The sequence below is a fragment of the Streptomyces gobiensis genome (assembly GCF_021216675.1).
GTDB classification, from domain to species: Bacteria; Actinomycetota; Actinomycetes; order Streptomycetales; family Streptomycetaceae; genus Streptomyces; species Streptomyces gobiensis.
The window spans coordinates 3,016,003-3,039,772 of the sequence record NZ_CP086120.1 but is presented as its reverse complement, the minus strand read 5'-3'; the positions used below and the strand labels follow the sequence as shown (position 1 = coordinate 3,039,772).

Here is a 23,770-nt window from a genome sequence, read left to right as displayed (position 1 = left end):
TGACCGGCTGGCTACGGGCGGCGCAGCGCGTCGGCGCCGCCGGGGCCGGTGAGCAGGGTCTGTACGCCGTCCACATCCGGCTTGGCGGTCTGCTCGGTCTCGGACTCCAGAAGGTGCTTGCCCAGCAGCTCCGGGTCGGGCAGATCCATCGGGTACTCGCCGTCGAAGCAGGCGCGGCAGAGGTTCGGCTTGGCGATGGTGGTCGCCTCGATCATGCCGTCGATGGAGATGTACGAGAGCGAGTCGGCGCCCAGCGACTTGCCGATCTCCTCGACGCTGAGCCCATTGCCGATCAGCTCGGCGCGGGTGGCGAAGTCGATACCGAAGAAGCACGGCCACTTGATGGGCGGCGAGGAGATACGGATGTGCACCTCGGCGGCGCCCGCCTCACGGAGCATCCGGACCAGGGCGCGCTGGGTGTTGCCACGGACGATGGAGTCATCCACGACCACCAGGCGCTTGCCCCGGATGACCTCCTTGAGCGGGTTGAGCTTCAGCCGGATACCGAGCTGGCGGATGGTCTGCGAGGGCTGGATGAAGGTCCGGCCGACGTAGGAGTTCTTCACCAGACCGGCACCGAACGGGATTCCGCTGGCCTCCGCGTAGCCGATGGCGGCGGGGGTGCCGGACTCAGGCGTCGGTATCACCAGGTCGGCCTCGGCCGGGGCCTCTGCGGCGAGCTTGCGGCCCATCTCGACCCGGGAGAGGTAGACATTGCGGCCCGCGATGTCCGTATCGGGACGGGCGAGGTACACATACTCGAAGACACAGCCCTTGGGCTTTGCCTCCGCGAAGCGGCTGGACCGGAGCCCGTTCTCGTCGACGGCGATCAGCTCGCCGGGCTCGACCTCCCGGATGAAGGAGGCGCCGACGATATCGAGGGCGGCGGTCTCGCTGGCGACCACCCAGCCGCGCTCCAGCCGACCGAGCACGAGGGGGCGTATGCCCTGCGGATCGCGGGCGGCGTACAGGGTGTGCTCGTCCATGAAGACGAAGGAGAAGGCGCCCATGACCTTGGGCAGCACCCGCGGTGCGGCCTCCTCGACGGTCAGCGGCTTGCCGTCCTCGTCGGTCTGGCCCGCGAGCAGTGCGGTGACCAGGTCGGTGTCATTGGTGGCCGCGACCTGGTTGGCCCGGCCGTTGCCACTGCCGGAGGAGAGCTTGGCGACGAGCTCGGAGAGCTCGGCGGTGTTGACCAGGTTGCCGTTGTGGCCCAGCGCGATGGAGCCATGGCCGGTGGCGCGGAACGTGGGCTGGGCGTTCTCCCAGACGGAGGCGCCGGTCGTCGAGTAGCGGGCGTGGCCCACGGCGATGTGGCCCCGCAGGGACCCGAGGGAGGTCTCGTCGAAGACCTGGGAGACCAGGCCCATGTCCTTGAAGACGAGGATCTGGGAGCCGTTGCTCACCGCGATCCCCGCGGACTCCTGTCCTCGGTGCTGCAGCGCGTACAGCCCGAAATAAGAGAGTTTGGCGACCTCTTCACCGGGTGCCCAGACTCCGAAGACGCCGCAAGCGTCCTGGGGGCCCTTCTCGCCGGGGAGCAGGTCGTGGCTGAGTCGTCCGTCACCACGTGGCACGCCTCCGAGTCTAGACCGGCCCCTGGGTTACTCCGAATCGGGGAGCGCCCCGGACCCCCGTGACCTGCGGTGCGGCGCTTTCCTACGAGACCGAGGTCTCCTTTTCGGCGGCGCGCGGGCGCCGTCCCGGCGCCGGAGGCTCCCGGGCTCTCGGCTCCGCCGCGCCGCGGGCTCCGCCCGGCTCCGGGGTGCCGCGGGGGTGCGGCTCCGCCACGGGGGCGGGGGTTGGCCCACGGTGCCGGGGTGGGTTTCCCCAATTCCCGCCCCTTCCCGGAAACCGGGGCTTCGCCCCGGGGCCCCGGGGTTGGCCCGGTGCGGGCCGGTGGCCGGTGTTGTGCCCACCCACAGCCCCTCGCGGGGCTGCGAGTGCCCACAACGGGGTCGGGGTTTGGGGGCTTCCACCGGGCGCGGGGGTGGTCAGGTCAGTACCGGGAGGTGGGGGGAGAGGTCTGCGCGGGGGCCGCTGGCGGAGATCGCGCCGGAGGCGACCGCGCGGGACCACGGCACCCGTCCCGTAGCCAGGCGGAACCAGGTGAGGGGGTCGGTTTCGACAACGTTGGCCGGGGTGCCCCGCGTATGGCGGGGACCCTCGACGCACTGCACGACCGCGAAGGGCGGGATTCGGACCTCGACAGAGCGGCCGGGTGCCTTCGTGGCGAGCACGTCGGCGAGCAGCCGGACGACGGAGGCGAGGGCGTAGCGGTCCAGCCGTACCGGGCTGCTGGTGGCGCGGGCGAGATCGTCGGTGTGGACCACCAGCTCCACCAGGCGGGTGATGGTGAAATCCAGCGCCCGCATCGCGCCGAAGGGATGCGGCAGCAGCACGTCCTCGCGCACCGCCATCTCCAGCACCGGTTCCAGCTCCTGGGCGGCAACGTCGATGGACGCGGCAGGGTCCTTGGTCCGGACGGCCTCCTCCCGGGTACGGGCGTCAAGCTCTTCAGCGACGGCCGCGGTGGAGACCGCCCACGTCCTCAGGTCCGCCTCGGGCCGGTTCACGGTGGGGGCGGGCTCGGCGAGCAGCCGGGGTACGGCATCGATCTGCTGAGCGATATGCACCAGGAGGTGGTGGACGTCCCAGCCGGGCAGACCGGAGTCCAACGCGAGCTGTTCGGCCGTGCAGCCATGCGCGGCCGTACGCACCGTCTCGACCTGCGCGGCGAGCGCGTCCCGCACCCTGGCGGGGTCGTAGCTGCGGGGCTTGCGTCGTGCGGGTGGCATGGGAGAAGAGAGTAACGGTCGGCGCTGTCCTTGGGCGGGTAGGCGGGAAGGACCCGGTGTGCCAGGATCGCTTCATGGCTATTGCGGATCGTTACCTCGCCGATGATGAAGAGCTGGTGCAAGTCACCCGGCAGCACTGGACCGAGATGGTCAGTGAGTTTCTGATGCTCTGTCTCATCTGGCTGGTGGCGGGCGCGCTCATCTGGGTGATCCCATCCGGCGAGGAGTGGGACAAGATGGCCATCTATGTGGTGCTCGGTGCCGCCGTGCTCGCCTCGCTGTGGTTCTGGCTGATCCCGCTGCTGAAGTGGCGCAGCACGATGTACATCCTGACCACGAAGCGGATCTACAAGCGCAGTGGGTTCCTGACGAAGGCGGGCCGCAGCATTCCGCTGATCCGGGTCAATGATGTCTCGTTCAAGGCCTCGCTCTGGGAGCGGATGATGCGCTACGGAACGCTGAGCATTCAGTCTGCCTCTGAGCAGGGGATGATGACGCTCAAGCATGTGCCGGACCCGGAAGGGCTGAAGGCCAAGATCTACCGGGCGGTTGATGAGGAGCAGCGGCATCAGCAGATGGGGCCGGGGCTGGCAGGGCCGGGACCGGGGCCTGACGGGATGATGCCGCCCATGCGCTGACCCGACCTGCGGGGTGCCCTGCCCTAAGACTTAGAGGGCAGGGCACCCGCAGCCCGTCAGCTGAGCAGGGCCGGGATGGTGGCCTCGTGGGCTTCCTTCAGGACGCTCAGCGGGATGCTGAACTGGCCCTGGAGCTCGATGTCCTGGCCGTCGACCACGCCAATGCGGGTGACCGGGAGGCCCCGGGCGCCGCACATGTCGTTGAAGCGGACCTCCTCGCTGCGCGGGACGGCGACGATCGCACGGCCAGCGGACTCGGAGAAGAGGAAGACGAAGGGGTCGAGTCCGTCAGGGGTGATCAGCCGGGCTCCCCTGCCGCCCTTCAGGCAGGACTCCACCACGGCCTGGATGAGGCCGCCGTCGCTCAGGTCATGAGCCGCGTCAATCATGCCGTCGCGGGAGGCCGAGATCAGGATCTCGGCCAGCAGACGCTCCCGGTCGAGGTCGACCTGCGGGGGCAGACCGCCGAGGTGGTCGTGGGCCACCTGGGACCAGGCCGAGCCGCCCAGCTCCTCCCTGGTGTCGCCGAGGAGGTAGATCAGGTGACCCTCGTCGGTGAAGGCGATCGGGGTGCGCCGGGTGACATCGTCGATGACACCCAGTACGCCGACGACCGGGGTCGGGTGGATGGCGACGTCGCCCGTCTGGTTGTAGAGGGAGACATTGCCGCCGGTGACCGGGGTACCGAGCTGCTGGCAGGCGTCGGCGAGACCGCGCGCCGCCTCGGCGAACTGCCACATGGCCGCCGGGTCCTCGGGGGAGCCGAAGTTGAGGCAGTTGGTGACGGCGAGCGGCTTGGCACCGGTGGCCGCGACATTGCGGTAGGACTCGACGAGGGCGAGCTGGGCGCCCGTATAGGGGTCGAGCTTGGCGTAGCGGCCGTTGCCGTCCGTGGCGAGGGCGACACCGAGGTTGGTGTCGTCATCGATGCGGATCATGCCGCTGTCCTCCGGCTGGGCGAGGACCGTGTTACCGAGGACGTAGCGGTCGTACTGGTCGGTGATCCAGGACTTGGCGGCCTGGTTGGGTGAGCCGACCAGCTTCAGTACATCGGTGCGGAGCTCGTCGCCCGTCTGCGGGCGGGGCAGCTTGTTCGCGTCGTCCGCCTGGAGGGTGTCCTGCCAGGCCGGGCGCTCGTACGGCCGCTCGTAGACCGGGCCCTCGTGGGCGACCGTGCGCGGCGGTACGTCGACGATCTGCTCGCCGTGCCAGAAGATCTCCAGCCGGTCGCCCTCGGTGACCTCACCGATGACGGTGGCGATGACGTCCCACTTCTCGCAGATCTGCAGAAAGCGGTCCACGTTCTCCGGGGCGACGACCGCGCACATCCGCTCCTGGGACTCGCTCATGAGGATTTCCTCGGGAGAGAGCGTCGCGTCGCGGAGCGGGACGGTGTCCAGCTCAACGCGCATACCGCCGGAGCCCGCGCTCGCCAGCTCGCTGGTGGCGCAGGACAGGCCCGCGCCGCCGAGGTCCTGGATGCCGACGACCAGCTCTTCCCGGAAGACCTCCAGGGTGCACTCGATGAGCAGCTTCTCCTGGAAGGGGTCGCCGACCTGGACGGCGGGGCGATTGGCGGAGGCCCCGTCGGGAGAATCAGCGTCAAAGGTTTCGGAGGCGAGAACGGAGACGCCGCCGATGCCGTCGCCGCCCGTACGCGCGCCATAGAGGATGACCTTGTTGCCGGTGCCCGAGGCCTTGGCGAGGTGGATGTCCTCGTGCTTCATCACGCCCACGCACAGGGCGTTGACCAGCGGGTTGCCCTGGTAGCAGGAGTCGAAGACGACCTCGCCGCCGATGTTGGGCAGGCCCAGGCAGTTGCCGTAGCCGCCGATGCCCGCGACGACGCCGGGCAGCACCCGCTTGGTGTCGGGGTGGTCGGCGGCGCCGAAGCGCAGCGGGTCCATCACGGCGACCGGGCGGGCGCCCATGGCGAGGATGTCGCGGACGATGCCGCCGATACCGGTGGCCGCGCCCTGGTAGGGCTCGATGTAGGAGGGGTGGTTGTGGGACTCCACCTTGAAGGTGACGGCGTACCCCTGGCCGACGTCGACCACGCCGGCGTTCTCGCCGATACCGACGAGGAGGGCATCGGATTCGGGGGCCTTCTCGCCGAACTGGCGCAGATGCACCTTGCTGGACTTGTACGAACAGTGCTCGGACCACATCACCGAGTACATGGCGAGCTCGGCGCCGGTCGGGCGGCGGCCGAGGATCTCCCGGATGCGCTCGTACTCGTCCTGCTTAAGACCGAGTTCGGCCCAGGGCAGACCGGTATCGGGGGTGTCTGTGGCGTGCTTGACGGTGTCGAGAGTCATCGGGCGTCCACCAGAGTCTTGAGTGCCGAGGTGAAGAATCCCAGCCCGTCGGTGGTCGGGCCGGTCAGGGTCTCGACGGCGTGCTCGGGGTGCGGCATGAGGCCGACCACGTTCCCGGCCTCATTGGAGATCCCGGCGATATCGCGGCGGGAGCCATTCGGGTTCGTACCGACATAGCGGAAGACGACACGGCCCTCCGCCTCCAAGGCGTCGAGGGTCCGCCAGTCGGCGACATAGCCGCCCTCACCGTTCTTCAGCGGAACAGTGATCTCCTGTCCCTGGCTGTAGTCGGTGGTCCAGGCGGTGGTGGCGTTCTCCACGCGAAGCGTCTGGTCACGGCAGATGAAGTGCAGATGGTCGTTGCGGGTCAGCGCGCCGGGCAGCAGATGCGATTCGCACAGCACCTGGAAGCCATTGCAGATTCCCAGGACCGGCATTCCGGCCCTCGCCTGCTCGATCACCGTCTCCATGACGGGCGAGAAACGGGCGATGGCACCGCAGCGCAGATAGTCGCCGTAGCTGAAACCGCCGGGGAGGACCACCGCGTCAACCTGATGCAGATCTTTGTCGCGGTGCCAGAGGGAAACGGGCTCACCACCCGCGAGCCGGACCGCGCGCAGGGCGTCCTGGTCATCGAGAGAACCGGGGAAAGTAACGACTCCGATACGCGTGGTCACGCCGCGGCCGCCTCTTCGGTCTGCTCGGTCTCTTCGATACGGACCGTGAAGTCCTCGATGACGGTGTTGGCGAGGAACTTCTCCGCCAGTTCATGGACACGGGCGAGGGCGGCGTCATCGACGGGGCCCTCCACTTCCAGCTCGAAGCGCTTGCCCTGGCGGACATCGGCGATGCCCTCGAATCCGAGCCGGGGCAGTGCGCGCTGCACCGCCTGCCCCTGGGGGTCGAGGATCTCCGGCTTGAGCATGACGTCGACTACGACGCGAGCCACAGGTACTCCCGGTGGTGTTGGTGCTTGACGCTGCGCTTCTCAGCGTACCCGCCAGAAAAATCTACGCGGGTAGATATAGGAGGGACTATGATGAAGACGGCATCACATTCGTATCTCGGGACCGGAAACCCCTGCACGAAACCACAGGGAAAACGTATGGTCCCGATTGCGGCATGACACGCGGGGGAAAATCCCCCCGCTTCGCAATGCAATGGGTGCCGCTGTAAAAATGAAATGAAGATGCCCCGGATCTCCGGGATGCAGGGCATCTCCGCACGTCAGCGCGGTGATCGCACCAGATAACAGGTGGCGATCCTCCCGAAAGGACCGATATCCGTGGCACAGCGCGTTGTGGTCACACTCTCCGACGACATCGACGGCGGGGAAGCGTCCGAGACGGTTGCCTTCGGCCTCGACGGGAAGACCTACGAGATCGATCTCAACTCGGCCAATGCAAAGAAACTACGGGGCACTCTTGCACCGTATGTGAGGGCCGGTCGCAAGCGGTCGAAATCGGGCAAGACCTACCACCACACCGCGATCGCACCGAATCCGCAGACGGTGCGCGCGTGGGCGAAGTCCCATGGCTATGAGGTGCCCGCCCGTGGTCGTATCCCGAAGAAGGTCTACGAGGCGTTCAGCGCGGCGAGTTGAGCCGCGACACCCACCGACTTGCACGGCACCCGGGGTGATCCGCTAGAGTCTGGAACACGCCGCGAGGGCGGGCCCGAAAAGGCCCGAAGTCGCAGGTCATGCGGGTGTAGCTCAGTAGTAGAGCGCCCTCTTTCCAAGAGGGAGGCGCAGTGTGCGATCCCTGTCACCCGCTCTGACTGCTCAAGTGGTCTAAACGATCAGGTAGAGTAGCTGTTGCGCCGCCCGGTGAAAGCCGGGTGGAGGCACGCGGACGTAGCTCAGTTGGTAGAGCGCAACCTTGCCAAGGTTGAGGTCGCGAGTTCGAGCCTCGTCGTCCGCTCAGGGATAAGGCCCCGGTCTTCGGACCGGGGCCTTTGTCGTGGAAACAGGTGCCGCGGTCTTCAGGGCCTCAGGGCCTTCAGGACCGGGGCTCTTCGCACACCGTAGGTGCGGCACTACGCTGTCCCGACTACCGGTTGTCGCCTTTGGAGTTCCCTTGGCCTGTGACCTCTGGCTGGTCCCCCTCGTCGATGTGCTCTGCCACAGCCCCGACAATCCGTTCGCCGAGGAAATCGCGATCTACGACAAGGCCCTGCACGAGGCGGGGCTGCCTTCGGTTCCCGTGTATGGCTATATGCCGGGATTGTCGGGCGAAGTCGCCCCGATAGCCGGCTTTGACTACGACGCCCTGCACTTTCTGCGGCGGGCGTATCTCCTTCAGCTGCACGGGCTGGAGGTGACGCCGGTGGACGCGCTGGGCAGCGACTATGAACAGCTCCTGGAGATGTTCGAGGCGACCGCCCAGCAGTCGCATCTGGTCTGGCACTACGACCATGCGGGTGCGTACGTACCCATCGACTTCGCGGCACCGCTGTCCAACGACGAGCTGCTGGCGGGGGGTGGACCGCTCGGCTCCAGCCACGGGTTGCTGCGCGAGCTCGAGGCCGTCGCCCCTCACCTCGGCCTGGACCCGGCCAACCCGCCCCCGGCGCCGGCGCCGCCCGTCCGTCCCACGGAGCTGGAGGAGCCTGCGGCTCCCGCGCCCCAGGACGGCGGGCCCTTCGCCCGGGAACGCCATGTCTGGCTCGGCCTGCACGCGGCAACCACCCGCAGCCTGGCCCAGGGCTCAATGATCGTCTTCAGCTGACCGTCCCGGCCGGGGCTCTCCCCTAACCCGCCCCTTCCCGAAACTGGGGGCTTGCGCCCCAGACCCCGAGGCGTTGTGGGCGCTCGGGCCCCGAGGCGTTGTGGGCACTCGCAGCCCCGCGAGGGGCTGTGGGTGGGCACAACCCGGCCACCGGCCCGCACCGGGCCAGCCCCGGGGCCCCGGGGCAAAGCCCCGGTTACGGGAAGGGGCGGGATACGGGGAAACCCACCCACGGCCCCCCGCAAAAGGGGCGAAGCCCCGCCGCGCGGCGGAGCCGCGTACCGGTACAGCCGGGAAGGGGCGGGGGGTACGGGGAACACCCACGGCACCCCGCAGCCGGGCGGAGCCAGCCGCGCGGAGCCGCGTACCGGTACAGCCGGAAGGGGAGGGATTACGGGCAACCCAGGCGCCGGGTGCGTATGCGCGGAGCCGTAAGCGGATCAGCGCGGGCCCTCCGGCGGACGCTGGCGGGGCATGTTCGGGCGGGCCCCCGGGGGAAGCGGGAAACGGGGAGCGCTGGCCCCGTTGGACTCCGGGCGCGAGGCCCAAGTACCGGGCACCAGGGACTGCGTGAGAACCGGAACCGGCCCGGAGCGGAACTCGGCCATCCAGTCAGCGGTCTCGGCCCGGACGATCTCCGTCACATCCTCCGCGAAGCGCCGTAGCACCCCCAGACACCGCTCCGCGGCCTCACTCGCCGTGCCCTCGGCCGGGCCGAGCACTTCCCGTACGGACTCCGACGCCCAGTCGTACTGCAGCGCCTCCAGCCGCCGCTGCACCGCCTGCGCGGTGGCGACATCGCGCATCCAGCCGGAGGTCAGCCCGAACCAGCGGTCGCAGCCCACACAGATCGCCGCGCCGAGCAGCGAAAGGTAGCCCCAGGCCAGGGCGGAGCCCAGCACTCCGGTCAGGTCCAGCAGCAGGAGTATGGCACCGACCGCGAGCCCCGCCGCGGTCCCGGCCCGCAGCGCCCGGGCGGCGCGGCGCTTCCAGCCGCGGTCGATGAGATACCAGTCGATGACCCGGAGGGCGCCCTGCTCCACCCACTGGTACAGCTCGTCAAGCCGCTCAGCGGGCTCCCCCCAGTCGCCGAGCGGAAAGGAGCGGCCGAGCAGATCCCCTCGACCGTCCCGCCTAGCGCCCTCGGGCTGCATTTCCGGCTGACTCACCCGCCACTCCCCACAACAAGCCGCGCTCCGACTCACACGGAGCACCCATTTCTACCCTCGAAAGTGGGGTCGCGATGCGGCTTGCGGCGGTTTTCCGCCCGGAAGTGGATCCCGGTCAGGTATAGCGGATTTCCCGCTCTCACCCGAAAGAGTGCGCCCTGCGGCCTGCTGCCGCCCCTTCCCGGCTGTACCGGTACGCGGCTCCGCCGCGTGGCGGGGCTCCGCCTGGCTCCGGGCGTGCTGTGGGTGGGTGTTCCCCAATTCCCGCCCCTTCCCGGCTGTGCCGATATGCGGCTCCGCCGCGTGGCGGGGCTTCGCCTGGCTCCGCCCGGCTGCGGGTGCCGTGGGTGGGTGTCCCCGTATCCCGCCCCTTCCCGGAAACCGGGGCTTCGCCCCCGGGGCCCCGGGGGTGGCCCGGTGCGGGCCGGTGGCCGGGTTGTGCCCACCCACAGCCCCTCGCGGGGCTGGGGGCACCTCCCAGCGTTAGCTGGGGGAGAGTGCCCACAACACCCGGGGGCTAGGCTTCGGGGCGTGAAGGTCCTTGTCATCGGCGGCGGTGCCCGCGAACACGCCCTGTGCCGCTCTCTCTCCCTCGATCCCGACGTCACCGCGCTGCACTGCGCCCCCGGCAATGCCGGGACGGCGGAGGTGGCGACCCCGCACCCGGTGGACGCGCTGGACGGCGCCGCGGTCGCCGCGCTGGCGGCGGACGAGCTCGGGCTGACCGGCGCCGATCTGGTGATCGTCGGCCCGGAGGCGCCGCTCGTCGCTGGCGTCGCCGACGCCGTACGGGAGCGCGGTATCCCGGTCTTCGGGCCATCCGCCGAGGCCGCGGAGCTGGAGGGCTCCAAGGCGTTCGCCAAGGACGTGATGGCCGCCGCCGGGGTGCCCACGGCGCGTAGCTACGTATGCACGACCGCCGAGGAGATCGACGAGGCGCTTGACGCCTTCGGCGCCCCGTATGTGGTCAAGGACGATGGCCTCGCCGCCGGTAAGGGGGTCGTCGTCACCGGCGACCTGGCCGCCGCCCGGGAGCATGCCCTCGCCTGTGGCCGGGTGGTGATCGAGGAGTTCCTGGACGGACCCGAGGTGTCCCTCTTCGCCGTCACCGACGGTGAGACCGTCGTGCCGTTGCAGCCCGCACAGGACTTCAAGCGCGCCTACGACGGTGACGAGGGCCCCAACACCGGTGGCATGGGCGCCTACTCCCCGCTCCCCTGGGCCGATCCCAAGCTGGTCGACGAGGTCCAGGCCACCGTGTTGCAGCCCACCGTCGATGAGCTGCGCCGCCGGGGCACGCCCTTCTCCGGGCTGCTCTACGCGGGCCTTGCGATCACTTCGCGCGGGGTGCGCGTCATCGAGTTCAACGCCCGCTTCGGTGACCCGGAGACCCAGGCGGTGCTGGCCCGGCTCAAGACGCCGCTGGCCGGGCTGCTGCGGGCCGCCGCGACCGGGCAGCTCGCCACGTTCCCGCCGCTGCGCTGGAGTGACGGCGCCGCCGTCACCGTCGTCATCGCCTCGCAGGGCTATCCGGCCTCGCCCCGCACCGGAGACCCGGTCGAGGGGCTGGAGGCGGTCGCGGAGCAGGACGCCCCGGAGGCGTATGTGCTGCACGCCGGTACGCGGCTTGACGAGGCCGGGCGAGTGCTCAGCGCCGGGGGCCGGGTGCTGTCGGTGACCGCTACCGGCGCCGATCTCGCGCAGGCCCGGGAGCGCGCCTACCAGGCCGTGGGCCGGATTTCCCTGGCCGGTTCGCACCACCGCGGCGACATCGCCCAGCGGGCGGCCGAAGCAGCCGAATAGGGACACCTACGGCAGGACCGGTTCCGCAACACCTCTACCCAAAGCCATTCCATCGAGTGACCAGTCCCGTATCCAGCTGACGCTCGCGCGGGGCCCAACTAGGGTTCCGCGCAGCAGGCCAGGTGCTCTGGATCAACTGGCCCAGCACACATTGCGATGTCCGTGCCCGGTGCGACAGTGGGGGAGTACCAGGCACTCTCGATACGGCAGGGGGTGAGCGGACCCATGGGAGTTCCGGCAACGGGCACCCGGTCGGCGCGGGATCACGCGCTGGCCGTGCTGCGGATTCGCGGCGCGGCGTTCGCCGTCGCGCTGCTGCCTACGGCGGCTGCCGTCATTCTGGTCACAGGTGGAGCGACGGGCCATATCGGCGGCGGCTGGAGCGGCTTGCGCTGGGCCCTCGTCCTCGTCGCCGTGGTGGCGCTGGCGGCGGGAGCCGCCACCACCACCGTGATCGCCCGCGCGCGTACCGCCATCTCCCCCACCGTCCCGGTCGAGGAGCGCTCCGCCCCCGATCTGTACCGGCTGATCCGCGATCTCTCCGACCGGCTCGATGTCCCGGCACCGGCCGCCCTCGCGCTCACCCCGGACTGCGACAGCTGGCTGGAGGACCGGGGCGGCGACTCCCCCGTCCTGGTCATCGGCTCGCCTTTTCTGTGGTGGATGCGCGTCGCCGAGCTCCGCGCCCTGCTCGCCCCGGTCGTCGCCGGTACGGGGCCCTCCGCGCATCCGGACATCGCCGCGGCCCGCCGGGTCGTACGGGCCCTGGACGCCGCCGTGGCACATGAGCGGGTCGGCTGGCTCGCCCGGCTGCTGCTACGGGCCATCGGGCCGCACGCCGCGGAGATGGAGCGGCTGGTCGCCGCCGCCGCGTCGGCCCGCGCCCAGACCGTGGACTACGGCCTGCGGATCGTCGCCCAGGAGCAGGTCGGACTCGCCTACGCGGGCTGGGACCGGCTGCTGACCCGGGTCGCGCTGCCCGCCTGGCGCACCGGGCGCTGGCCGTCCCGACTGGACGCCGGGGTGGTCTCCGCCCTCACCGAGCTCTCCCGCCGGGACCGGCTGGCCGAGGGCTTCACCTCCCGGCTGGGCGAGCGGCCCGCCTGCGATCTGCTGGAGGAGCCCGGCGCCGTTGACGAGCAGGTCTCCCTGCTCGCCGCCCGGCTCTTCCACGGCGGTCCGGCCGAGCCGGGCCCGGACTGGTCGCCGGTCGACTGGGCGGCGTATCCGGAGGAGGTGGTGGACCGTATCTGGCGCACCGAGGCAGCCCGCCTCTTCGCCGCCCTGGACGCCACCGAGGGCCCCGGTGGCCGCCCGACGCTGGCCCGGATCATGGACCGGCTGGACAAGGTGCCGGACCGCACCGTGCTCGCCGCGCGGATCAGCGCCGACGCCGCGCGGGCCGAGCGACGGACTGCGGTCCCGGCACAGGACACCGGCGGCCTGATACCAGGTTTCCCCGGTGACGCGGCGCCCATGGGGTTTCCGCCACCGCCGCCGCGCAGCGGCCGGGAGCTGCTGGCGGATCACATCGCCGCGGCGGTCTGCTGCGCCGTCATCGACACCGGCGGCGCCGAGCCGGGGCTCGACTGGCTGGACGGGCCCGCCCTGCTGGTCGACGGGGAACGGCGGGCCGATCTGACCCGGCCAGTGCTCTCGCTGGCCGAGGACGGCGACGCCCAGCCGCTGCGCGACTGGCTGGCGACGGTCGGGGTCCGCGCCGACAAGCCCGTACGGCTGATCTGAGTCAGGGGCTGATGTGAATATGAGTCAGGGGCTGAGCTGGGGCTGATCCGAACTGGTCTGGGCCAACGGTCGGTTCAACCAGATACCCCAACCAATTCAGGATGAACGGTGACGGAATGACTGCACTATGTGATGTGCTGGTCCTGGCATCGGGGCAACGGGGACAACAAGGCACAGGAGGAGGGGAACGGACAGGTGGGGACGGAGCAGATCCGACGCTGGGAGTCGGGCGCGCTCGCACACGCGGTCACGGACCCGTTCGGGCAGGGGCCGTTGCCCTGGCTGCGCGGCAGCGAGCATTACTTCGACAATGGCCAGGTCATCCCCTGGTACGTCGACCGGGCCAACCTCGCCGCCGATGGCCGTATCCTCCCGGGTCAGCGCGCTTCCGGCCGTTCCACCTGTACCGCGGACGATGTGCACTGCCAGATCAAGGGCTTCGCCTCAACCGGCTCCGTCGCCCCCGGCGAGTCCATCGACTTCCGGATCACGGTCAATCCGCCGCAGCCGTTCAGTATGGATATTTACCGCATCGGCCACTATGACGGTGAGGGCGCTACCAAGATCACCACCAGCCCACGGCTCTCCGGGATCGTGCAGCCCGCACCGCTCGCCGCTGAGCGCACCATCTCCTGCCACAACTGGTGGCTGTCCTGGCGGCTGCAGATCCCGGACTACTGGAGCACCGGCGCCCATGTCGCCGTCCTCACCAGCGCCGACGGCAACCGCTCACATATCCCCTTCACCATCCGCGATGTCCGCACCGCCGATCTGCTGCTGGTGCTGCCGGACATCACCTGGCAGGCGTACAACCTCTTCCCGGAGGACGGCCGCACCGGCGCCAGCCTCTACCACGCCTGGGACGATCAGGGTCGGCTGCTGGGCGAACAGGACGCGGCCGTCACGGTCTCCTTCGACCGGCCGTACGCGGGCGCGGGGCTGCCCCTCCATGTGGGGCACGCCTACGATTTCATCCGCTGGGCCGAGCGCTATGGCTACGACCTCGGGTACGCGGACGCGCGTGATCTGCACGCGGGCCGTGTCGACCCCACCCGCTACCGGGGGCTGGTTTTCCCGGGCCACGACGAGTACTGGTCGGTGTCGATGCGCCGGACCGTTGAGAAGGCCCGGGACAGCGGCACCGCACTGGTCTTTCTCTCGGCCAACAGCGTGTACTGGCAGGTGGAACTGAGCTCCCTGCCGTCCGGTGAGCCCGACCGGCTGCTGAGCTGCCGCAAGCGGCGCGGGCCGGGCCGACCCGCGCTCTGGCGGGAGCAGGCCGAGCCGGAGCAGCAGCTGCTGGGCATCCAGTACGCGGGGCAGGTTCCGGCCCCGCATCCGCTGGTCGTACGGAACGCCGACCACTGGCTGTGGGACGCCACCGGCGCGGGCGACGGCGATGAGCTGCCGGGCCTGGTCGCGGGCGAGGCCGACCGCTACTTCCCCCGCACCCAGCTGCCGGAGCACACCCACCGGATCCTGCTCGCCCACTCTCCGTACCAGGACGCAGGCGGCGTCCGCCGCCACCAGGAGACCTCCCTCTACCGTGCGCCCAGCGGCGCCCTGGTCTTCTCCTCCGGCACCTTCGCCTGGTCCCCGGCGCTCGACCGGCCGGGCCACACCGACACCCGGATCCAGCGCGCGACAGCGAATCTGCTGGACCGGATCTGCAAGCGCGACTGACCTCGGCTGGGTGCTTGCCCCCCCCGCCGTGCCCCCCGCCGTGCCCTCTGCGGGTCCATACGGGAGAATCGGTAGGTCTCGTAGAACTCTCCATGGAGGACTTGTGTCCGGATTCGTCGAGAAGCCCGAGCCCGTGCAGGTGCCTGGCCTGATGCACCTGCACACCGGCAAAGTGCGCGACCTCTACCGGAATGAGTCAGGAGATCTCGTGCTGGTCGCCAGCGACCGGATCTCCGCGTATGACTGGGTGCTGCCCACGGAGATCCCCGACAAGGGGCGCATTCTCACCCAGCTCTCCCTGTGGTGGTTCGACCAGGTCGCCGATCTGGTGCCCAACCATGTGCTGTCCACCGAGGTCCCGGAGGGTGCCCCGGCCGACTGGGCGGGGCGCACCATGGTCTGCACCTCGCTGCGGATGATCCCGGTCGAGTGTGTGGCCCGGGGCTATCTGGCCGGTTCGGGGCTGGTCGAGTACCAGGAGTCCCGCACGGTCTGCGGCCTCGCCCTCCCCGAGGGCCTGGTCGACGGCTCGGAGCTGCCCGCACCGATCTTCACTCCGGCCACCAAGGCGGAGGTCGGCGACCACGACGAGAACGTCTCCTACGAGGAAGTCGCCCGCGAGGTCGGCGCCGAGACCGCCGCCCAGCTCCGCCAGATCACCCTCGCGGTCTACGGACGGGCCCGGGACACCGCCCGGGACCGGGGGATCATCCTGGCGGATACGAAGTTTGAGTTCGGATGGGACGACGGCACGCTCGTGCTCGCGGATGAGGTGCTGACGCCGGACTCGTCCCGTTTCTGGCCTGCTGAGCGGTGGGAGCCGGGGCGGGCCCAGCTGTCCTTCGACAAGCAGTTCGTCCGTGACTGGCTCACCAGCCCGGAGGCGGGCTGGGACCGGACGGGTGAGCAGCCGCCGCCGGAGCTGCCCCCGGAGATCGTCGAGCAGACGCGGGCGAAGTACGTCGAGGCGTACGAGCGGCTGACCGGCAGCCCCTGGAGCTGACCGGGGGGTCTTCCCCTGTCCCGCCCCTTCCCGGAAACCGGGGCTTTGCCCCGGGGCCCCCGGCGTTTGCCGGGTGCGGCCGGTGGCCGGGTTGTGCCCACCCACAGCCCCTCGCGGGGCTGGGGGCACCTCCCAGCGATAGCTGGGGGAGAGTGCCCACAACTGGGGTGGGGTCTGGCAACCCGGCTACGGGCTGGCCGTGGCCAGGGTGTGGATCAGGGTGAGGGAGTGGGCGTTGTAGGCCGCGACAACGCGCTCCGCGCCATCCGCGTCTCGCCGTTCAACCGCATCGATCAGCTCAAGGTGGCCGGCCCACAGCATCCCCCGAAGATCGGGCTGAGCCCGCAGATAGGGGACGGCGAACACCCAGCAGTGGACGCGGACCCGGTCCAGGAAGTCGGAGACGTAGGGGTTGCCGACGAGCTCGCCCAGCTCCCGCCAGAAGCGGAGGTCGTAGGCGATCAGCACATCGAGGTCCCCGGCGAGCGCCGCTCGCTGGGAGGCCTCGGCGCGGCGGCGGATGGAGGCCAGCATCTTGGCGGAGGGGGCGGGCGGCGCCTCATGAGCCGCCGACTTGCGGAAGATGCCCTCGATGATGAGGGTGCGGGCCTCGACCATCGCGGTGAAGTCGGCCAGCGTGAACTCGTGGACTCTGAAGCCCCGGTGGTGGTCGGCCTCGAGCAGGCCCTGTGCGGACAGGTCGACCAGTGCCTCACGCACCGGGGTCGCGGAGACCCCGTACTGCTCAGCGATCTCCTTGACGGTGAACTGTCGCCCGGCCGGAAGCCGCCCGGCCAGCACTTCGTCACGCAGCGCGTCCGCGATCTGCTGGCGCAGGGTGCTGCGGGTGATAGCGCCGGGCATGAGAGCGTTCTCCTTAGTGGGGGTTTCGCTCACCCTAGGGTGTGCGCATCCGCCGCCGTCAGTGCCTCGTCAAGGACGGCAAGGCCTTCCTTCGCCTCCGTCTCGCTGATCGTGCAGGGCGGCACGACATGTGTGCGGTTCATATTGACGAACGGCCACAGCCCCCGCTGCTTGCAGGCCGCCGCGAAGTCGGCCATCGGCCGGAAGGCGTCACCGGTGGCGTTGTACGGGACCAGGGGCTCCCGGGTCGTACGGTCGCGTACCAGGTCGAGCGCCCAGAAGACGCCCATGCCGCGCACCTCGCCAATCGAGGGGTGCCGCTCGGCGAGCTCCCGCAGCCCGGGGCCGAGGACGGTCGCGCCGATATGCGCGGCGTGCTCGACGATGCCCTCCTCCGCCATGGCGTTGATCGTCGCGACGGCGGAGGCGCAGGCGAGCGGGTGTCCGGAGTAGGTGAGACCGCCCGGGTAGGGCCGCTGGTCGAAGTCGGCAGCGATCTTCGCGGAGATGGCGACACCGCCGAGCGGCACATAGCCGGAGTTGACGCCCTTGGCGAAGGTCAGCAGATCCGGGGTGACGCCGAAGTGGTCGAGGGCGAACCACGCGCCCGTACGGCCGAAGCCCGCCATGACCTCGTCGAAGACAAGGACGATGCCGTAGCGGTCGCAGAGGTCGCGTACGCCCTGGAGGTAGCCGGGCGGCGGCACCAGGATGCCCCCGCCGCCGACGACGGTCTCCAGGATGATCGCGGCAATGGTCTGCGGGCCCTCGAAGGCGACGGTCTCCTCAAGGTGCGCCAGCGCCCGTGCGCACTCCTGCTGCTCGGTCTCGGCGTGGAAGTGCGAACGGTAGAGGTACGGCCCCCAGAAGTGGACGACGCCCGCGGAGCCGGTATCGGAGGCCCAACGGCGCGGATCCCCGGTGAGGTTGATCGCGGCGGCGGTGGCGCCGTGGTACGAACGGTAGGCGGACAGCAGCTTGGGGCGGCCGGTGTGCAGCCGGGCCATCCGTACGGCGTTCTCCACGGCCTCGGCGCCGCCATTGGTGAAGAAGATCTTGTCCAGATCACCAGGGGTGCGCTCGGCGATCAGCCGGGCGGCCTCGGAGCGTACGTCCACCGCGAAGCCGGGGGCGACGGTGCACATCTTCGCCGCCTGCTCCTGGATCGCGGCGACGACCTTGGGGTGCTGGTGGCCGATGTTGGTGTTCACCAGCTGGGAGGAGAAGTCGAGGTAGCGCCTGCCGTCGTAGTCCCAGAAGTACGAGCCCGCGGCCCGTTCGACGGGAAGCGGGTCGATGAGGCCCTGGGCGGACCAGGAGTGGAAGACATGCGCACGGTCGGCGGCCTTGACCGCTTCCTTGCTGCTCATACGTACCTCAACCTCTTGCATCCTGCCTCTTGCCCTCTTGCCTCTGACGCCGTGCGCACGCGCTCGGGATCTTCAGCCTAGCTCGCCATCGCTATTGACAGCATGCTGTCCTCTCGACAGACTACTGTCATGATAGCCACCAAGACCGTGCACATAGCCCTGTACGACGGGCTCGCTGACTGGGAGATCGGGCATGTGACCCCGTATCTGCGGAAGAACGGCTGCCAGGTGATCACCGTCGCTCAGCAGCCGGAGCCGGTGACGACCATGGGCGGGCTGAGTGTGCTGCCCGACCGCACACTGGACCAGCTGCGTCCGCAGGACAGCGCGATGCTGGTTCTGCCGGGCGCGGGCGACTGGGAGCGGGCGATCCCGCCGTTCGCCGCCAAGGCCCGGGAGTTCCTGGCCGCCGGGGTGCCGGTCGCGGCGATCTGCGGGGCGACCAGCGCGCTGGCGGCCGAGGGGCTGCTGGACGACCGTAAGCACACCAGCTCGGTCGCGCCGGTGCTGGAGATGACGGGCTACGCGGGCGGCGCGCACTACCGCGAGGCGGACGCGGTGACCGACCGCGATGTGATCACTGCCGGGCCCACCGAGCCTGTGGCCTTCGCCCGGGAGATCCTCGCCCGGCTGGAGCTGCTGGAGCCGGCGGTGCTGGACGCCTGGTTCCGGCTGTACGCGCACTCGGATGTCAGCGCCTATGAGGTCGCGGTGGCGGCCGAGGGTGCCGGGGGAGCGGCCGGATGAGCCGTGCCGAACAGGAGCTCCTCAGTCGGGCGGCGCTCACCTCCTTCCGGCTGAACGGCCAGTTTCTGACCGTCGCCGAGGGCCTGGCCAAGCCCGCCGGGCTGACCGCCGCCTGGTGGCAGGTGCTCGGCGCGGTGCTGCGTGAGCCGCTGCCGGTGGCGGGGATCGCCCGCACGATGGGCATCACCCGGCAGAGCGTGCAGCGCATCGCCGATCTGCTGGTCGAGCGGGGGCTGGCGGCATACGAACCGAACCCCGCGCACCGCCGGGCGAAGCTGCTCACACCGACCGAGGAGGGCCGGGCTGCCATCGAACAAATCGGGCCGGGCCATGCGGAGTTCGCGGTCCGGCTGACCGAAGCGGTCGGCGGGGAGGCGGAGTTGGCACAGCTGGTGGCGGCTCTGGAACGGCTCTCCGGCGCCCTGGAGGGGATTGAGGGGTGAGGGCGGGGGCGGGGAGCGGGCTGGAGGCGTAAGAGGAGCGGGCTGGAGCGACTTCGTGTGCAGTGAACCTATTCGCCGTATCCTCAGCCGGACCAGAGGATACGGGGAGGAGCTCCACGATGAGGCTGAAGAGGTTATGGGCGGACTGTCCTTGGTCCTGGGGGGCGGTACTGGTCGCCGCCCTGGCCATCCTGGCTCTGCTGGCCTCGCTCTTCGCGCTGATCACGCTGTTGCACGAGGAGGCACCCCAAGGAGGTGATCAGCTCTTGAGGCTGGCGAAGGCGACGATGTTCGCGTCGTAGCCGTCCTCCTGGCTCCAGCTGCCGCCGCAGGTGATCAGTCGCAGTTGCGGAGTCCTGGTGAGCCCGTAGACCCGGTCGTTGGGGAAGTCGTCCTTCTGATACTGCTCGACCGAGTCCACGGTGAAGACGGCGGTGTCGCCGTCCTCCCGCTCGACATGGATCTCCGCCCCCGGTTCCAGCGAGCCGAGCCCGGCGAAGGCGGCCGGGCCATCATCGGTGTCGAGGTGCCCGATGAGCAGCGCGGGTCCCTGCTCGCCGGGGGCCGGGCCACCCTGGTACCAGGCCGCGCGCAGGGCGTCGTTCTCGTCCGGTGTCGGCGGAGTGCCGTCGTCCTCGGCATCGGCGGCGAAGACCTCGATATCCGTGCCGAGTTGCGGGATGAGCACCCGGGTGGGCTCCGAGCGGGGCAGCTGGACGGGATCGCTGAGCGGCGGCCGGGTGTCGACGGCTTCGGGCCGGGAAACGCCCTTGGCCACCTGAGTCTGTTCCTTCATACGCCGCTGGCTGGCGGTGCGGTCCTCGTCGGCGGGCACGGCGGCGCACAGTATGGCGGCGGCGAGCACGGTCACGGCCGCGGTCACCGTCTCAAGACGGCGGCCGCGGGCCGCGAGCCGCTGCTGTCGGGTGGTCATGGCTATCCGGGGGTGCCTCATGCGTGGTCGGCGCCTGCTCGGCGACGCCAGACGAGTACGTAGCCGGCGACCCCGGCCACGGCCAGTCCGCCCGCGACGCTGGCAGCCGTTGTGGTGGTGACCGAGAGGCTGGAGCCGGAGCCGCCCGAGAGGCCGCCCAGACCGGCGTGCGCACCACCGCTGACACCAGTGAAGGTGAAGGTGCCGGTCAGCTGCTTGCCGTCCTTGCAGAAGCCGACGACCTTGAACGTCTCGCCCTTCTTCAGACCCTCGTGCCGGACCGTGGCCTTGGCGAACGGCTTGTGGTGGTGGATCATGTCCTCCTTGCCGTCCTTGCCCTCCTTGCCCTTGGTACCGTGGTCGCGATCGTCGTGGTGGTCACCGTCGTGGTGGTCACCATCGTGGTGACGCCCGTCGAGAAGGGCCCGGCTTTCCTCGAAGGCTCTGGAAGCGACGGTGCCCTCGCCCCCGGCCTTGCAGAGTGCCTTGACCTTTACTGTGGCACCCGCCCCGGCGGACGACGGGATGATCTTCAGACCGCCCGCGTCGCTGGGGTCGCCACCCGCTACGGCAGGACCGGCCGTAGTGAGGACGAGTGCGGTGGACGCGGCCGCGGCCGCGAGAGAGCGCATCTTCATGAGAAGCGTGACCTCCATCAGGTGGGGCGCGTGCGGGGGCGGTTCCCCCGCGGAGCATTGCGCGCCTCGCCACTCATGCGATCAGGGCCCCGGGTGCGCCGCACCCGCTGTACCTCCCGCCGGGTGTCTCGTTGGCCCAACCGTGGGCGTGGCTACGTGCCGCCTACTTGCTCTCCAGGTCCCGGCGGCGCAGGCCCGCCAGGCCGACGGCCACCAGGGCGGCCGCCAGTGCGGTGAGGATCACCAGCGGTGTCCAGTCCAGTGACGCCGCGGGCAGCCGCGGTACGTGCCCGAAGGGGGAGAGGTTGTTCATCCAGTCCGGGAACCGCAGGATCTGCCCCAGATAGCCGACGACAAAGGCGTACACCACGACCAGCCACGCCGCCGCGCTCGCCCGTGGCAGCCAGCCGAAGAGCACCACCGTGACCCCGGCGGTCACCCAGAGCGCCGGTGCGTAGGCCACCGCCGCGCCGAGCAGCCTGGGCAGCAGGCTGCTGTCCCCCACGGACGCCGCCCCCGTCAGACCGAAGCCGAGACCGGCCAGGAGCAGCAGCACGGTGCCGCCGGTCATGGCGACGGCCAGGTGGCTGCCGGCCCAGCGGGCGCGGGACAGCGCGGTGGCCAGCAGTGGCTCGGCCCGGCCCGTGCTCTCCTCAGCGCGGGGTCGCAGCGCGGCCATCACCACATAGATGGAAGCGACGATCGCGACCACGACCATGGCCATGGAGGCGAAAGACTCGGCGACCGAGCCCCCGCCGATCTCATCGAGCGCCTCCTCCAGCGCGGTGACGTTCTCCAGCATCTTCTCGGCTTCGCCCAGGATCGACCCGTACGAGACGCCCATGAAGAACAGCCCGGCGCCAAAGCCGGTCAGCAGCCCGCGGTGCAGCCGCAGCGCGAAGCCGAACGGGTGGACGAGCCACTCGGAGGCGGTCGCCCGGCCCAGCCGGGCCGCCCGCAGACCGGCGCCGACGTCCCGGCGGGTGCTGAGCGCATACGCCGCCGTGGCGGCGACCGCGGTCAGTACGAGCGCCGGAAGCAGCGGCCACCAGCGGTCGTCGACATACGCGTAGGTGCGCTGGGCCCAGCCGATGGGCGACAGCCACGCCATCGCGTCGCTGCCCACATCGCCCGAGACGCGCAGCACATAGGCGACGCCGAGCACCGCGAGCGCCATCCCGGAGGCGCCCCGGGAGTGCGCGGTGAGCTGCACGGTCACCGCGGCGACGGCCGCGAAGACGAGGCCCACCGCGGCGTGCGCGGCACCGTAGAGCAGGGAGCCGCCCCAGGTGATGCCCTCGATCCCCAGCCCGGCCAGGCCCACGGTGAGCAGCAGGGCCAGGGCGAGGTTGGCGAGGAGCGCCACCGTCAGCGCGGCCGTCAGATAGGCGTGCCGTCCGACGACGGTGGAGCGCACCAGCTCGGCGCGGCCCGTCTCCTCCTCGGTGCGGGTGTGCCGGCAGACGATCAGCACGCTCATGATCGCCACCAGGATGGTGACAAAGCCGAGCATCTGGTGGCTCAGCATCGAGCCGTAGGTGTAGTCGGCCAGATAGCGGCTCGGCCCGGACATGGCGAGCCCGGCGGGGCTGTCCATGGTTTCGGCGACCGACTGCCGCTCGGCCGCTGTGGCGTAGAGGTCCTGGTAGCTCTGGGCCGTCAGCAGGGTGCCGAGCCACAGGGCGAGGATCCAGACCGGGAGGCGGATCCGGTCCCGGCGCAGGGCGAACCGGAGGAGAGCGCCGGTTCCGGCCAGGGTGTCGCCCCCGGCGGCGCGCTCGGCGCGCTCCGGCGCCCTGGGGGCGGGGGCGGTGGTGGTCATCGGACGTCTCCGTTGCTGGCGTTGCCGCTGCCATTGCCCTTGCCGCTGCCGTTGGTCTCGGCGAGCTCATCGCCGTAGTGGCGCAGCATGAGCTCTTCGAGCGTCGGCGGATGGCTGGTCAGGCTGCGGAGGCCGAGCTCGCCCAGGCGACGTACGACGCCATCGAGGTGGTCGCCGTCCACGGCGAAGCGCACCCGTCCGTCCGCGGTCCGCAGATCGTGCACCCCGGGAAGCGTGTGAAAGCCGGTGGCCGGCTGTTCGGTCTCCGCCTCGATCGTGGTCCGGGTGAGGTGGCGCATTTCGCTCAGCGTCCCGGACTGGACGATCTTGCCAAGCCGGATGATGCTGATCCGGTCGGCGAGCTTCTCGACCTGGGCGAGGATATGGCTGGAGAGCAGCACGGTCTTGCCCGCCGCCCTGGCCTGGAAGATGACGTCCTGGAAGACCACTTCCATCAGCGGGTCGAGCCCCGATGTGGGCTCGTCCAGGATCAGCAGCTCGGCGTCGGAGGCCAGCGCGGCCACGATGGCGACCTTCTGCCGGTTGCCCTTGGAGTAGCTGCGCCCCTTCTTGGTGGGGTCGAGGTCGAAGCGCTCGATGAGCTCATCGCGGCGCTCCCGGGAGATCCCACCGCGCAGCCGGGCAAGCAGGTCGATGGCCTCGCCGCCGGTGAGATTGGGCCAGAGCTCCACGTCGCCGGGCACGTATGCGAGGCGTTTGTGCAGCTCGACGGCGTCGTGCCAGGGATCACGGCCGAGCATCCGGGCCGTGCCGGAGTCTGCGCGGAGCAGGCCGAGCAGGACCCGGATGGTGGTCGACTTGCCCGCACCATTGGGGCCGAGGAAGCCGTGTACCTCCCCGGCCGTAACGCTGAAGTCGAGGCCGTCGAGGGCCCGTGTACGGCCGAAGGTCTTGACGAGGCCGGATACGGAGATGGCTGTGGTGGTGGCTGTGGCCGTGGTTGCCGTGGTCATACTTGAGAAGCTACGCTAACTTCACAAATTTGTGAAGGTTATGGAACGCTAAAAACCATGAGGCGGGCTCCCCACCTGGGAGGATGGTGAA

22 protein-coding genes and 2 tRNA genes are annotated in these 23,770 nt (G+C 70.2%); 12 read left to right on the top strand and 12 right to left on the bottom strand.

Going from position 1 to position 23,770, the window contains the following annotated elements; genetic code table 11:
- Nucleotides 1–11: 11 nt before the first annotated feature.
- Together purF and test1122_RS14115 are read right to left on the bottom strand one after the other, a co-directional pair.
- Entirely contained in the window at nucleotides 12–1,577 is a 1,566-nt protein-coding gene (gene purF, locus test1122_RS14120) for an amidophosphoribosyltransferase (RefSeq protein WP_232269532.1), read from the bottom strand.
- Between the two features lie 417 nt (nucleotides 1,578–1,994).
- Nucleotides 1,995–2,798, bottom strand: coding sequence for a maleylpyruvate isomerase family mycothiol-dependent enzyme (locus tag test1122_RS14115; protein WP_232269531.1), 804 nt, complete (start codon nucleotides 2,796–2,798; stop codon nucleotides 1,995–1,997).
- Nucleotides 2,799–2,872: 74 nt separating this feature from the next.
- On the opposite strand from test1122_RS14115, the gene test1122_RS14110 reads away from it, so the two are divergent.
- The gene (locus test1122_RS14110) at nucleotides 2,873–3,436 is read left to right on the top strand and encodes a PH domain-containing protein (RefSeq protein WP_232269530.1); all 564 of its coding nucleotides are present in this window, start codon (nucleotides 2,873–2,875) and stop codon (nucleotides 3,434–3,436) included.
- 56 nt (nucleotides 3,437–3,492) lie between these two features.
- Here the strand turns inward: test1122_RS14110 and purL are convergent, their stop codons facing one another.
- The 3 genes from purL to purS are packed head-to-tail and all read right to left on the bottom strand — an operon-like array spanning nucleotide 3,493 to nucleotide 6,703.
- Nucleotides 3,493–5,754: a phosphoribosylformylglycinamidine synthase subunit PurL gene (gene purL / locus test1122_RS14105; RefSeq protein ID WP_232269529.1), complete on the bottom strand. Its 2,262-nt coding sequence runs from the start codon at nucleotides 5,752–5,754 to the stop codon at nucleotides 3,493–3,495.
- Entirely contained in the window at nucleotides 5,751–6,431 is a 681-nt protein-coding gene (purQ, locus tag test1122_RS14100) for a phosphoribosylformylglycinamidine synthase subunit PurQ (RefSeq protein WP_232269528.1), read from the bottom strand. Before purQ ends, purL begins: the two co-directional genes overlap by 4 nt.
- Nucleotides 6,428–6,703, bottom strand: coding sequence for a phosphoribosylformylglycinamidine synthase subunit PurS (gene purS, locus test1122_RS14095; RefSeq protein ID WP_232269527.1), 276 nt, complete (start codon nucleotides 6,701–6,703; stop codon nucleotides 6,428–6,430). The genes purQ and purS overlap by 4 nt, the downstream gene beginning before the upstream one ends.
- Nucleotides 6,704–7,039: 336 nt before the next feature.
- Between purS and test1122_RS14090 the strand changes: the two genes are divergently transcribed.
- The 4 genes from test1122_RS14090 to test1122_RS14075 all read left to right on the top strand — a co-directional run bounded on the left by test1122_RS14090 (nucleotide 7,040) and on the right by test1122_RS14075 (nucleotide 8,483).
- Entirely contained in the window at nucleotides 7,040–7,357 is a 318-nt protein-coding gene (locus test1122_RS14090; RefSeq protein ID WP_232269526.1) for a histone-like nucleoid-structuring protein Lsr2, read from the top strand.
- A 100-nt stretch (nucleotides 7,358–7,457) separates the two neighbouring features.
- A tRNA-Gly gene (locus test1122_RS14085) sits at nucleotides 7,458–7,529 on the top strand.
- 74 nt (nucleotides 7,530–7,603) lie between these two features.
- A tRNA-Gly gene (locus test1122_RS14080) sits at nucleotides 7,604–7,676 on the top strand.
- A gap of 156 nt (nucleotides 7,677–7,832) precedes the next feature.
- The gene (locus test1122_RS14075; RefSeq protein WP_232269525.1) at nucleotides 7,833–8,483 is read left to right on the top strand and encodes a hypothetical protein; all 651 of its coding nucleotides are present in this window, start codon (nucleotides 7,833–7,835) and stop codon (nucleotides 8,481–8,483) included.
- 440 nt (nucleotides 8,484–8,923) lie between these two features.
- Here the strand turns inward: test1122_RS14075 and test1122_RS14070 are convergent, their stop codons facing one another.
- On the bottom strand, nucleotides 8,924–9,652 hold the full coding sequence (locus test1122_RS14070; RefSeq protein ID WP_232269524.1) for an SLATT domain-containing protein: 729 nt from the start codon (nucleotides 9,650–9,652) through the stop codon (nucleotides 8,924–8,926).
- 531 nt (nucleotides 9,653–10,183) lie between these two features.
- Between test1122_RS14070 and purD the strand changes: the two genes are divergently transcribed.
- The 4 genes from purD to test1122_RS14050 all read left to right on the top strand — a co-directional run bounded on the left by purD (nucleotide 10,184) and on the right by test1122_RS14050 (nucleotide 15,887).
- Nucleotides 10,184–11,455, top strand: a complete 1,272-nt coding sequence (gene purD / locus test1122_RS14065) for a phosphoribosylamine--glycine ligase (protein ID WP_232269523.1) — start codon at nucleotides 10,184–10,186, stop codon at nucleotides 11,453–11,455.
- 225 nt (nucleotides 11,456–11,680) lie between these two features.
- On the top strand, nucleotides 11,681–13,201 hold the full coding sequence (locus test1122_RS14060) for a hypothetical protein (RefSeq protein ID WP_232269522.1): 1,521 nt from the start codon (nucleotides 11,681–11,683) through the stop codon (nucleotides 13,199–13,201).
- A 195-nt stretch (nucleotides 13,202–13,396) separates the two neighbouring features.
- Complete coding sequence (locus test1122_RS14055; RefSeq protein ID WP_232269521.1) at nucleotides 13,397–14,884, top strand: N,N-dimethylformamidase beta subunit family domain-containing protein; 1,488 nt, start codon at nucleotides 13,397–13,399, stop codon at nucleotides 14,882–14,884.
- A gap of 103 nt (nucleotides 14,885–14,987) precedes the next feature.
- Nucleotides 14,988–15,887, top strand: coding sequence for a phosphoribosylaminoimidazolesuccinocarboxamide synthase (locus tag test1122_RS14050; protein WP_232269520.1), 900 nt, complete (start codon nucleotides 14,988–14,990; stop codon nucleotides 15,885–15,887).
- A 186-nt stretch (nucleotides 15,888–16,073) separates the two neighbouring features.
- Here the strand turns inward: test1122_RS14050 and test1122_RS14045 are convergent, their stop codons facing one another.
- Both test1122_RS14045 and test1122_RS14040 read right to left on the bottom strand, forming a co-directional pair.
- Nucleotides 16,074–16,751 carry a GntR family transcriptional regulator gene (locus test1122_RS14045; RefSeq protein ID WP_232269519.1) on the bottom strand — a complete coding sequence of 226 codons (678 nt, stop codon included), beginning with the start codon at nucleotides 16,749–16,751 and terminating at the stop codon, nucleotides 16,074–16,076.
- A 29-nt stretch (nucleotides 16,752–16,780) separates the two neighbouring features.
- Nucleotides 16,781–18,121 carry an aspartate aminotransferase family protein gene (locus test1122_RS14040; RefSeq protein ID WP_232269518.1) on the bottom strand — a complete coding sequence of 447 codons (1,341 nt, stop codon included), beginning with the start codon at nucleotides 18,119–18,121 and terminating at the stop codon, nucleotides 16,781–16,783.
- A 129-nt stretch (nucleotides 18,122–18,250) separates the two neighbouring features.
- Between test1122_RS14040 and test1122_RS14035 the strand changes: the two genes are divergently transcribed.
- From test1122_RS14035 to test1122_RS14025, 3 genes are all read left to right on the top strand, one after another.
- A complete protein-coding gene (locus test1122_RS14035; RefSeq protein ID WP_232269517.1) occupies nucleotides 18,251–18,868 on the top strand; it encodes a DJ-1/PfpI family protein in 618 nt (205 codons plus the stop codon).
- A complete protein-coding gene (locus test1122_RS14030; RefSeq protein WP_232269516.1) occupies nucleotides 18,865–19,311 on the top strand; it encodes a MarR family winged helix-turn-helix transcriptional regulator in 447 nt (148 codons plus the stop codon). Before test1122_RS14035 ends, test1122_RS14030 begins: the two co-directional genes overlap by 4 nt.
- 119 nt (nucleotides 19,312–19,430) lie before the next feature.
- Complete coding sequence (locus test1122_RS14025; RefSeq protein WP_232269515.1) at nucleotides 19,431–19,613, top strand: hypothetical protein; 183 nt, start codon at nucleotides 19,431–19,433, stop codon at nucleotides 19,611–19,613.
- On the opposite strand, the gene test1122_RS14020 is transcribed toward test1122_RS14025, so the two are convergent.
- The 4 genes from test1122_RS14020 to test1122_RS14005 form a co-directional block, all read right to left on the bottom strand.
- Nucleotides 19,571–20,245 (bottom strand): class F sortase, encoded by a 675-nt coding sequence (locus tag test1122_RS14020; RefSeq protein ID WP_232269514.1) that lies wholly within the window; start codon nucleotides 20,243–20,245, stop codon nucleotides 19,571–19,573. The genes test1122_RS14025 and test1122_RS14020 overlap by 43 nt on opposite strands.
- Nucleotides 20,246–20,262: 17 nt before the next feature.
- The gene (locus test1122_RS14015; RefSeq protein ID WP_232269513.1) at nucleotides 20,263–20,883 is read right to left on the bottom strand and encodes a hypothetical protein; all 621 of its coding nucleotides are present in this window, start codon (nucleotides 20,881–20,883) and stop codon (nucleotides 20,263–20,265) included.
- A 163-nt stretch (nucleotides 20,884–21,046) separates the two neighbouring features.
- Nucleotides 21,047–22,705 carry an ABC transporter permease gene (locus test1122_RS14010; RefSeq protein ID WP_232269512.1) on the bottom strand — a complete coding sequence of 553 codons (1,659 nt, stop codon included), beginning with the start codon at nucleotides 22,703–22,705 and terminating at the stop codon, nucleotides 21,047–21,049.
- Nucleotides 22,702–23,679, bottom strand: coding sequence for an ABC transporter ATP-binding protein (locus test1122_RS14005; RefSeq protein ID WP_232269511.1), 978 nt, complete (start codon nucleotides 23,677–23,679; stop codon nucleotides 22,702–22,704). The genes test1122_RS14010 and test1122_RS14005 overlap by 4 nt, the downstream gene beginning before the upstream one ends.
- Between the last annotated feature and the right edge of the window lie 91 nt (nucleotides 23,680–23,770).

Excerpts from the sequence above, each read along its gene's own strand:
- purL (WP_232269529.1), bottom strand. The coding sequence starts at position 5,754 with ATGACTCTCGACACCGTCAAGCACGCCACAGACACCCCCGATACCGGT.
- test1122_RS14040 (WP_232269518.1), bottom strand. The coding sequence starts at position 18,121 with ATGAGCAGCAAGGAAGCGGTCAAGGCCGCCGACCGTGCGCATGTCTTC.
- test1122_RS14110 (WP_232269530.1), top strand. The coding sequence starts at position 2,873 with ATGGCTATTGCGGATCGTTACCTCGCCGATGATGAAGAGCTGGTGCAA.
- test1122_RS14060 (WP_232269522.1), top strand. The coding sequence starts at position 11,681 with ATGGGAGTTCCGGCAACGGGCACCCGGTCGGCGCGGGATCACGCGCTG.
- test1122_RS14020 (WP_232269514.1), bottom strand. The coding sequence starts at position 20,245 with ATGACCACCCGACAGCAGCGGCTCGCGGCCCGCGGCCGCCGTCTTGAG.
- test1122_RS14030 (WP_232269516.1), top strand. The coding sequence starts at position 18,865 with ATGAGCCGTGCCGAACAGGAGCTCCTCAGTCGGGCGGCGCTCACCTCC.
- test1122_RS14005 (WP_232269511.1), bottom strand. The coding sequence starts at position 23,679 with ATGACCACGGCAACCACGGCCACAGCCACCACCACAGCCATCTCCGTA.
- test1122_RS14025 (WP_232269515.1), top strand. The coding sequence starts at position 19,431 with ATGAGGCTGAAGAGGTTATGGGCGGACTGTCCTTGGTCCTGGGGGGCG.
- test1122_RS14115 (WP_232269531.1), bottom strand. The coding sequence starts at position 2,798 with ATGCCACCCGCACGACGCAAGCCCCGCAGCTACGACCCCGCCAGGGTG.
- test1122_RS14045 (WP_232269519.1), bottom strand. The coding sequence starts at position 16,751 with ATGCCCGGCGCTATCACCCGCAGCACCCTGCGCCAGCAGATCGCGGAC.
- test1122_RS14010 (WP_232269512.1), bottom strand. The coding sequence starts at position 22,705 with ATGACCACCACCGCCCCCGCCCCCAGGGCGCCGGAGCGCGCCGAGCGC.
- test1122_RS14015 (WP_232269513.1), bottom strand. The coding sequence starts at position 20,883 with ATGAAGATGCGCTCTCTCGCGGCCGCGGCCGCGTCCACCGCACTCGTC.
- test1122_RS14035 (WP_232269517.1), top strand. The coding sequence starts at position 18,251 with ATGATAGCCACCAAGACCGTGCACATAGCCCTGTACGACGGGCTCGCT.